This window comes from Thaumasiovibrio clandestinus (assembly GCF_047250365.1).
Lineage (GTDB): Bacteria > Pseudomonadota > Gammaproteobacteria > Enterobacterales > Vibrionaceae > Thaumasiovibrio.
In genome coordinates this window covers 45,978-55,037 of sequence record NZ_JBLBVL010000023.1, presented here as the reverse complement: position 1 = coordinate 55,037, position 9,060 = coordinate 45,978, and the positions used below count along the sequence as shown (strand labels likewise).

Annotated in this window: 6 protein-coding genes and 1 pseudogene; 6 read left to right on the top strand and 1 reads right to left on the bottom strand. The window is 47.2% G+C overall.

Annotated features, from left to right (window positions below; genetic code table 11):
• Nucleotides 1–692 precede the first annotated feature (692 nt).
• A complete protein-coding gene (gene queG, locus ACKLNH_RS19260) occupies nucleotides 693–1,823 on the bottom strand; it encodes a tRNA epoxyqueuosine(34) reductase QueG (protein WP_413113890.1) in 1,131 nt (376 codons plus the stop codon).
• A gap of 23 nt (nucleotides 1,824–1,846) precedes the next feature.
• Between queG and ACKLNH_RS19255 the strand changes: the two genes are divergently transcribed.
• The 6 genes and pseudogenes from ACKLNH_RS19255 (at nucleotide 1,847) to hfq (ending at nucleotide 9,059) form a co-directional block, all read left to right on the top strand.
• Nucleotides 1,847–3,355, top strand: a complete 1,509-nt coding sequence (locus ACKLNH_RS19255) for an NAD(P)H-hydrate dehydratase (protein ID WP_413113889.1) — start codon at nucleotides 1,847–1,849, stop codon at nucleotides 3,353–3,355.
• Nucleotides 3,336–3,806 (top strand): tRNA (adenosine(37)-N6)-threonylcarbamoyltransferase complex ATPase subunit type 1 TsaE, encoded by a 471-nt coding sequence (gene tsaE, locus ACKLNH_RS19250; RefSeq protein WP_413113888.1) that lies wholly within the window; start codon nucleotides 3,336–3,338, stop codon nucleotides 3,804–3,806. Before ACKLNH_RS19255 ends, tsaE begins: the two co-directional genes overlap by 20 nt.
• A gap of 8 nt (nucleotides 3,807–3,814) precedes the next feature.
• Nucleotides 3,815–5,521: pseudogene (locus ACKLNH_RS19245) on the top strand (N-acetylmuramoyl-L-alanine amidase); the annotation flags it as partial.
• Between the two features lie 329 nt (nucleotides 5,522–5,850).
• Nucleotides 5,851–7,770 (top strand): DNA mismatch repair endonuclease MutL, encoded by a 1,920-nt coding sequence (mutL, locus tag ACKLNH_RS19240; RefSeq protein WP_413113887.1) that lies wholly within the window; start codon nucleotides 5,851–5,853, stop codon nucleotides 7,768–7,770.
• Nucleotides 7,763–8,701 carry a tRNA (adenosine(37)-N6)-dimethylallyltransferase MiaA gene (miaA, locus tag ACKLNH_RS19235; RefSeq protein WP_413113886.1) on the top strand — a complete coding sequence of 313 codons (939 nt, stop codon included), beginning with the start codon at nucleotides 7,763–7,765 and terminating at the stop codon, nucleotides 8,699–8,701. Before mutL ends, miaA begins: the two co-directional genes overlap by 8 nt.
• Before the next feature lie 79 nt (nucleotides 8,702–8,780).
• Nucleotides 8,781–9,059, top strand: a complete 279-nt coding sequence (hfq, locus tag ACKLNH_RS19230; protein ID WP_413113885.1) for an RNA chaperone Hfq — start codon at nucleotides 8,781–8,783, stop codon at nucleotides 9,057–9,059.
• The last annotated feature ends 1 nt before the right edge of the window (nucleotide 9,060 follow it).

Below are 9,060 nucleotides of genomic sequence, written 5' to 3'. Positions count from 1 at the left end.
GTGTGTCGCTCCAAATTTTGAATCAACGATATAATCGTTGAACACGCAGTCAAAGCTCTTACAGAGGTATCAGTTGATACTTTGATGTTGAGAGCTTTGTGCGTTTTTTCATTTTTATCGCAATGATTTGTCTCATTGCCTGAGTGAATACCACTTAGGATATCGCTTTACCTGCATAATTTGAATATCATTGCCCAAAGGCACTTAATGCTGTGAAGCATTATCCCATGTCGTTTTCGACTCTGATATGAAGTCATATCAACCCCCTTCAAAATATCTATACACACAATAAAGCGCAGCTTTAATGGATTTGAAACGCAGTTATCATGCGCATTTCACTCCGTTTATCTATGCTTTTCTTCAGTTCTTGCACAGAGTTGTCCACAGGATTTATTTTGTGGATAAGTCTGGTGATAGTCCGTGTTATCCATGCATTATTTCATTGGTTTAGGGTTGAAAATTACAAATATAAACTTTTTATCCTCTTCAGTTTTAGTGCTGCAAATTCCTTTCATATCAATTGGTTGCAACTTTGATAGCAAAGTTTTCAACAACTTTTGCAACTGTTATTCAATCTGTGGGTGGTAAAACTTGGCGCAAATCTCTGCTTGTGTTTAAAAATCAAAAATCGCGCCAATTTGGGGCGGTGTGAAACTGTTTTCCACATCCGGCAAGAAAGTTTGAACTCGCTCTTATTTTGCGTCGCGAGGAAGCCCTTTTTCTACAATACGTATAAGGCGGCTCGTTTTCGTCGCTGTTGTATAATGATGATGGTGTTGTCGCTCGATAGCCCAGTGTATATGTGTATCTAGTACTTCGGAAAGACCAAGGCGTTGTGTCAGAGCTTCGATATAGCGGCTGTCGTAAGGGGCATTACCCATGGCTATTGCAATGTTACGCAACCATTGTTGATGTCCTATCCGTCGAATGGCAGACCCTTCGGTAATCTTTAAAAACATCGCCTCAGTCCAGCTAAATAGAGTGAGCAAATCTTGTTGATACAATGATGGACGGCAATGAAAATCTGCTTCTTGAGTGAGGTTGCTGTAGCGATTAAACGGACAAACGAGTTGGCAGTCATCACAACCATAAATACGATTACCGATAAGTGGTCGTAGTGCTTCGTCAATTATTCCGTCGTGTTCAATCGTCAGGTAAGAGATACAGCGCCGCGCATCCACGACCATATCGTCAATAATCGCCCCTGTTGGGCAACTTGTTTTACACGCTACGCACTTGCCACACTGATTATTAACCCTGTCATCGACTGGCAATGGAATATCGACAAGTAACTCGCCTAAAAAGAACCAAGACCCTGCTGATTCATCAAGTAATAAAGAGTGTTTACCTACCCAGCCTAACCCTGCTTTTTCTGCTAATGGGCGTTCTAATATTGGCGCAGAGTCAACAAATGGGCGTGCTCCCAGCGCTGCAACTTCTTTCTCTATGCGGATGGAGAGCTGCTTTAATCGCTGACGCATCAGCTTGTGATAGTCACGTCCCAGTGCATATCGACTAATATAAGCTTTGTTAGGGTCTTTTAGTGTAGTGGCGAAGCCCGCATCGGGTGGTAAGTAGTCCATTCTTGCACTGATAACCCGAATTGTTCCAGGGTGCAGCTCTTCGGGGTGAGCGCGCATCATGCCATGGCGAGCCATCCAATCCATGTTGCCATGGTAGTGATTGCTAAGCCAGTGTTGGAGCGCATGCTCATGCTGGGACAGGTCAATGTCGCAGATGCCAATGTGTTGAAAGCCCAGTTCTTTGCCCCATTGCTTGATATTTTTGGCTAATGCAGTGTAATCAATAGAGTAGTTCGACATGATAAGGAAGTAATGGAATGACTATGGTGTCGTTAAGTTTACCACACTCTCTCTATCGCGCTGAGCAAGTGCGTCAGGGCGAGCGTCGGGTAGCAAAACAGTTAGATATCGATCTATATACCTTAATGGAGCGAGCTGGGCAGGCTCTGTTTGCTCTATTCCGTCTGCGCTTTCCTGACGCATCATGCGTGTTGGTTTGTTGTGGCAGTGGTAATAATGGTGGTGATGGCTATATTTTTGCTCGCCTTGCAAAGCAGGCTGGTCTGAATGTGGTGGTTTGGCAACTCGGTGGGCTTGAACAGTTGCAAGGCGATGCAAAAAGGGCGTGTCATTATTGGCGGGAGGACGGTGGCGAGGTGCGCGACCCCCTAGCGGAGATTCCAGAAAATGTTGACTGTATCGTTGATGCGTTGCTAGGAACCGGTATGCAAGGCGAAGTTCGCACACCAGCGCAGTGCATTATTAATGCGATCAATCACAGTGCAGCACAGGTGCTTAGTGTCGATCTTCCTTCGGGCCTATGCGCCGATAGTGGCAAGGTATTGGGTTGTGCCGTTCGTGCTGATTTAACCTTAACGTTTGTTGCTGTTAAACGCGGCCTGATGACTGGCCAAGCGGCAGATTATACCGGTGAGATGCATTTTGCAGGCTTGGGAATTGAAGCCGAGTTTGCTACAGGCATCGTACCAGACTGCTTGCGTGTGATGCCGATGGATGTAGAGCCTTATCTATTACCACGTAAGCGTACTGCTCATAAAGGTCAGCATGGTCGTTTACTCTGTCTAGGTGGTGATTTCGGTATGGGTGGCGCTATTCGTCTGGCCAGTGAGGCTGCGTTGCGTACTGGTGCGGGTTTAGTCGCTGTCTTAACCCGGAGCGAGCATTTAAATGCCTTATTATCCGCACGTCCTGAGCTGATGGCGTCGGGCTGGGATGGTGATGAATTAGCGCTTAATGAACGCTTGCAGTGGGCTGATGTGGTATTAGCCGGTCCTGGCATGGGGCAAGCACGATGGGGCGTAAGTTTGTTATCTAATGCCCAAAAGGCAAATAAAAACATTATATTAGATGCGGATGGATTGAACTTATTATCGCATTCACCAGACTATAATCCTAACCGGATATTGACGCCGCACCCTGGTGAGGCCGCTAGACTATTGAATTGTAGTGTTCAAACAATAGAAAGTGACCGCTTTCAGGCCGTCGTGAATTTACAAAACACGTATGGTGGGGTCGTCATTCTAAAAGGGGCGGGCAGCTTGGTTTATGATGGCACTAAGTGTTGGGTCATTTCAGCGGGCAACCCAGGTATGGCAACGGGTGGGATGGGGGATGTCCTCTCTGGTATACTGGCGGCGTTGGTCGCGCAGGGGTTGACGTTATCGCAAGCCGCGGTAACAGGAACTTGGTTGCACAGTTGCGCGGCAGATTTGTGTAGTCAAGCTGGAGAACGAGGTATGTTAGCCAGTGATCTTTTCCCTTATATCAGACAGTTAGTAAACCCGGATAAACATGACGCAGACAGTAATTGATATACTATTAGAGAATGAAGCAGCCACCATTGAGTTGGGTCGTCAGTTAGCGCAAGCTTGCTCACAGCAAACGACGATTTATTTGCATGGTGATTTAGGGGCTGGAAAAACAACGTTTAGCCGTGGATTTATTCGCGCATTGGGGCATCTCGGCAACGTGAAAAGCCCCACGTATACGCTAGTTGAACCTTACGAATTGTCATTGTGGCAAGTATATCACTTTGATCTGTATCGCTTAGCGGATCCAGAGGAGTTGGAATTTATGGGGATTCGTGATTACTTTAGCAACGATGCGATTTGTTTAGTTGAGTGGCCAGAGAAAGGACAAGGGTTATTGCCTGAGCCTGATTTGGATATTGATATTCGTTACCAGAATGAGCAGCGTCGAGTCTCGATTCGAGCTAATACAGATTATGGTAAGCAGTTGATTCATAATGTGGAGTTGTGTTGAAACGGATTGTGTCTTTTTGCCGATGGTGGTTGTTCATCGGTTTTGTGAGTGTGCTATGTACACCGGTTTGGGGTAATCAGTTAAACGGTATTCGTATTTGGCCAGCTCCGGATAAAACCCGAGTGGTTGTCGATATGGCGACCACGCCTGTTTACAGCTATTTCACTCTGACCGAGCCCAACCGGTTGGTGGTGGATTTAAAGCAGACGGATTTGTCGACAGGGTTACCTGTAGCGGTCGAGAAGAGCGAAGTATTAACGTTAATTCGACACAGCTCTCCTCCCGAGAGTGGCACCTATCGATTGGTTTTTGAGTTGAACCATATCACCACACCGACGCTTTTTGCATTAAAGCCAACCCCGGATGGTACGTATGGCCACCGTTTGGTGATAGATCTACCGCATAAGACGAAGCCGGCAGCAGAGCGTGAGAAAAGTAAGCCTGCCGCGTCATCGTCAGCGTCTGCACCTCTAGGTGTTGATGATATTGTCATCGCAATAGACCCAGGACATGGCGGGGAAGATCCTGGCTCAATAGGTCCGAGTGGACGATATGAGAAAGATGTGACGTTGAATGTATCGCGTAAATTGGCGAATAAGATCAACGCGATTGAGGGAATGCGTGCGGTATTGACGCGAGATGGTGACTATTATGTCAACTTGAATCAACGCACAGAAATAGCCCGCAAAGAGCGAGCGCATTTGCTAATTTCTGTCCATGCCGATGGCTTTCACCAGCCGCAGCCGCGTGGTGCATCAGTGTGGGTACTCAGTACTCGCCGTGCTAACTCAGAGATTGGTCGTTGGATTGAGCAGCATGAGAAGCAGTCAGAGCTCTTGGGAGGCGGAGATGTTCTTTCCGGTGGCAGTGATGATCAATATTTGAGCATGGCCGTATTGGACTTGCAATTTAGTCACTCGCAGCGCGAGGGCTATGATGTAGCCACGCGGGTGTTAAGTGAAATGCGTAAAATCACTACGCTGCATAAGTCTAAACCGGAGCATGCCAGTTTAGCGGTATTGAAATCACCAGACATTCCCTCATTGCTAGTAGAAACCGGATTTATCACCAACCCAACTGAAGAGCAGTTGCTATTTAATCGCACGCATCAGGATAAATTGGCGGTGGCTATTTTAAATGGCGTGGAAGCTTACTTCGATGTAAGCCCACCCGATGGCACGTTATGGGCATCTCGCCGCCGAGGCATTCGACATACGGTAACATCAGGTGAGTCACTCAGTAAAATAGCTCAACGTTACGGTACGACAGCGAGTGAATTGCAGCGGCAAAATAACTTGTCCACTACCACGTTAAAGGTGGGTCAGACATTATCGATACCGACGCGCCATATTCCGACAACCACGGTCGCAGAGAAAGGGCAGACCGTGGTGCATGTGGTTCAGCGTGGCGAATTTCTAGGCAAGATAGCAGAACGCTATGCCGTCAGCGTGCAGAGCATTCGTGATGCTAACCGTTTACGCAGTGATGGGTTGGCAGTAGGACAAAAGCTCACAATCGAGGGTGCAACCCAAGGAGTGACAGCGGTTGTGGCTTCATTGCCGATATCAGAAACCTTGGTACATACGGTAGTCGGTGGTGATTATCTTGGTAAAATCGCAGAGCAATATGGTGTGAGTGTGACGGATATCCGTCAAACCAATAAATTACGCAGCGATCAATTACGCGTTGGGCAGAAGCTGACAATTCGCTCCTCTCAGGCCGCGAGTTCGTCGTCGAGCGCATTGATCACTTACACGGTTAAGCGAGGGGACTTTTTAGGTCGAGTTGCTCAGGCGCACAACGTGAGTGCCGAGAGTATCCGCGTGCAGAATAACCTGAAAAATGACAAGCTTCTTGTTGGGCAAAAACTGAAGATCGCGACGACAGTATTGCCGCCGATTTCTCACACGGTGCAACGGGGGGAGTTTCTCGGTAAAATAGCGAGCCAGTATGGTGTAACGATAGACAGTCTTCGCCGTGCTAATCGCTTACGCTCCGATGAACTGGCCATCGGCCAAGTTTTGACAATACCGAGTAGTTAATCATGCCCATTCAAATATTGCCCGCTCGACTTGCTAATCAGATAGCTGCAGGCGAGGTGGTTGAGCGGCCCGCCTCCGTGGTGAAAGAGCTAGTTGAAAATAGTTTAGATGCGGGTGCAAACCGCGTGGAAGTTGACATTGAAAAAGGCGGCAGCCGCTTAATCCGCATTCGCGACAATGGGTCAGGGATTCGTAAAGATGAATTGGGTTTAGCATTAAGTCGCCATGCGACATCAAAGATCAGCACCTTAGATGATTTGGAAGCCATTGATAGCCTTGGTTTTCGTGGCGAAGCGCTCGCCAGTATCAGTTCGGTATCGCGTTTGACGCTGACGTCTCGAACCGCAGATCAGCAAGAGGCGTGGACTGCTTATGCGGAAGGGCGTGATATGGCGGTACAGCTTAAGCCTGCTGCTCACCCCGTGGGCACAACTGTCGAAGTTCATGACCTGTTCTTTAATACTCCTGCCCGGCGCAAGTTTTTACGTACCGATAAAACGGAGTTTAGCCATATTGATGAGCTATTAAAGCGTATCGCCTTGAGCCGATTAGATACGACACTCATTTTACGCCATAACGGTAAAGTCGTTCGTCAGTATCGCCCAGCCAACACCTCTGCCCAGACCGAGAGGCGTCTTGCGGCGGTGTGCGGTAGCGCATTTTTACAGCATGCGTTAGAGGTGGCGTTGACTCACGATACACTAAAATTACGTGGCTGGGTGTGTTCACCGGCAGGGGCTCGGTCACAAAACGATATTCAGTATTGCTATGTGAATGGCAGAATGATGAAGGATAAGCTCATTAATCATGCCATTCGGCAGGGTTATGAATCTCGTTTAGCGCCAGATCAGTATGCGGCATATGTGCTGTATATCGACATTGATCCCCATCAGGTGGATGTGAATGTTCATCCTGCGAAGCATGAAGTGCGTTTTCATCAGGCGCGGTTAGTGCACGACTTTATTTTCCAAACCATTTTTGATGTGCTGCAACAAGGTGATGCCTTGTTAGCAGAAGAGCCCCACGTTTCCGTTGATGCAGGGCAAGCTTATGCGTCAGCAATTTCAGCCGCTCCGGCGTATCCACATCAAGCCGATGAACAAAGCTGGCGCACTCAGTTACAAGGACAGGTGCGTGAATCTTCCGTTCGTTCAAGCCCGCAAGGGAGCCGCGAAGCTTATCGTGGTGGCGAGAGCCGAACCGCGAGGCCAATGCCAAATCAAGCTCCCTCGATAACACCAGCCAAAGCACAAGCCTATCAAGCGCTCATGCAAACCCCTTCGGATGTAGCAATGATTGAGGAGAAAAGTGACACTCGTCAACATCCCGCTGCCACTGTACCACCTTCCAGTATTGAGCATGGTGTCGGTAAGGTGCTTGCCTTAAGCGAAGGGCGCTATATTGTTGTGGAACAAGCCTCAGGGATCTATTTGGGGTCATTAGATCGTTTACGTTACCTGCAATTACTTGGTCAGTTATGGCCTGCCTTAAAGAGCGGTTTAAAGCCGCAGCCATTATTAATTCCGTTGGTACTAAATGCGCAGGGAACAGAGTTACTTTCAGTGGTGCAAAAATATCGTGATACACTGCTGGAGTTAGGTATAGTGTTACAGCCGAAAGGCAGTGCTCAGATTATGGTTATGGGTGTACCGCAACCAATGCGACAGCACAATTTGCAACAGCTAATTCCTGCGTTATTGGAACAGCTAAGCACATTAACAGATTCATCGTTAGCACCTGCTCTATTAGAGTTGGTCGCCAAAACACTGCTGGTAACGGTTGAGCCCTATACTTTGTCGCAAGCGATAGCTCTGGTGGCTGATGTCGAGCAACTATGGGAACATCAATTATCGCAATATTTTCCGTTTATCTTGCAGCCAATTGATTTGGCTGCAGCAAAACAAGCATTTGAACATGAGTAATAATTTACCAACCGCCATCTTTTTAATGGGGCCGACAGCGTCAGGCAAAACCGACTTGGCCATTCGACTACGTCAGCAGCTTCCTGTTGAGATCATCAGTGTGGATTCTGCCTTGATTTATAAGGGGATGGATATTGGTACCGCGAAGCCTGATGCTAATGAGTTGGCACAAGCTCCGCATAAACTGATTGATATTCTCGACCCAGCACAGAGCTATTCTGCAGCAGATTTTCGTCGTGATGCATTGCGTGAAATGCAAGCGATTACCGAGCAAGGAAAAATTCCGCTGTTGGTTGGCGGTACAATGCTCTACTACAAAGCATTGTTGGAAGGGTTGTCACCGCTTCCTGCTGCCGATGCTGTTATTCGCTCACAAATAGAGCAAGAGGCCAAAGAGAAGGGCTGGCAGTGTCTGCATGATGAGTTGGCAGACATTGACCCAGTTTCGGCCGCGCGTATTCATCCCAATGATCCGCAGCGATTATCAAGAGCATTGGAAGTTTTCCGAATTTCAGGTAAAACTTTAACAGAACTAACACAATGCAAAGGTGATGCACTACCTTATAATGTGCATCAGTTTGCAATTGCACCACAAGATAGAAGTGTTCTGCACCAAAGAATCGAACTGCGTTTTCAAAAAATGATGGAAGCAGGCTTTGAAGACGAAGTAAGACGGTTGCACGAACGCACTGATTTGCATGCAGATATGCCGTCAATACGTTGTGTCGGCTATCGCCAGATGTGGGATTATCTGGAGCATGATATTTCGCTTGATGAAGCGATTTTTAAAGGGATCTGTGCCACCCGTCAATTAGCTAAGCGACAAATAACGTGGTTGCGAAGTTGGAACGCGTTGACGTGGTTGGACAGTAATAGCCCTGATTTGGCTTTGCAGACTATTATTAATTCTTTGAGTTGTGATGGCGAGTAAAGGTGTATACTATCAATTGTTTGCGTATTTTAATTTTTATTAAGTGCTTATAACTACAAATAGATAAGGAAAAAAAATAATGGCTAAGGGGCAATCTTTACAAGACCCATTTTTGAATGCGCTACGTCGTGAACGTATTCCAGTGTCAATTTATCTGGTAAACGGCATCAAATTACAAGGTCAAATCGAGTCCTTTGATCAATTCGTGATTTTGTTGAAAAACACTGTTAATCAAATGGTTTACAAGCATGCTATTTCTACTGTTGTACCTGCGCGAGCGGTGAGTCATCACAGTTCGGGCAGTGAGCAGCGTTCACCAGCGAACGCTGAACGTGGTCAAGAGAAAACTGAAGAGTAAT

What these genes read in the sequence shown, in the direction of transcription:
- miaA (WP_413113886.1), top strand. Translation starts at nt 7,763, where the DNA reads ATGAGTAATAATTTACCAACCGCCATCTTTTTAATGGGGCCGACAGCG.
- mutL (WP_413113887.1), top strand. Translation starts at nt 5,851, where the DNA reads ATGCCCATTCAAATATTGCCCGCTCGACTTGCTAATCAGATAGCTGCA.
- tsaE (WP_413113888.1), top strand. Translation starts at nt 3,336, where the DNA reads ATGACGCAGACAGTAATTGATATACTATTAGAGAATGAAGCAGCCACC.
- hfq (WP_413113885.1), top strand. Translation starts at nt 8,781, where the DNA reads ATGGCTAAGGGGCAATCTTTACAAGACCCATTTTTGAATGCGCTACGT.
- ACKLNH_RS19255 (WP_413113889.1), top strand. Translation starts at nt 1,847, where the DNA reads ATGGTGTCGTTAAGTTTACCACACTCTCTCTATCGCGCTGAGCAAGTG.
- queG (WP_413113890.1), bottom strand. Translation starts at nt 1,823, where the DNA reads ATGTCGAACTACTCTATTGATTACACTGCATTAGCCAAAAATATCAAG.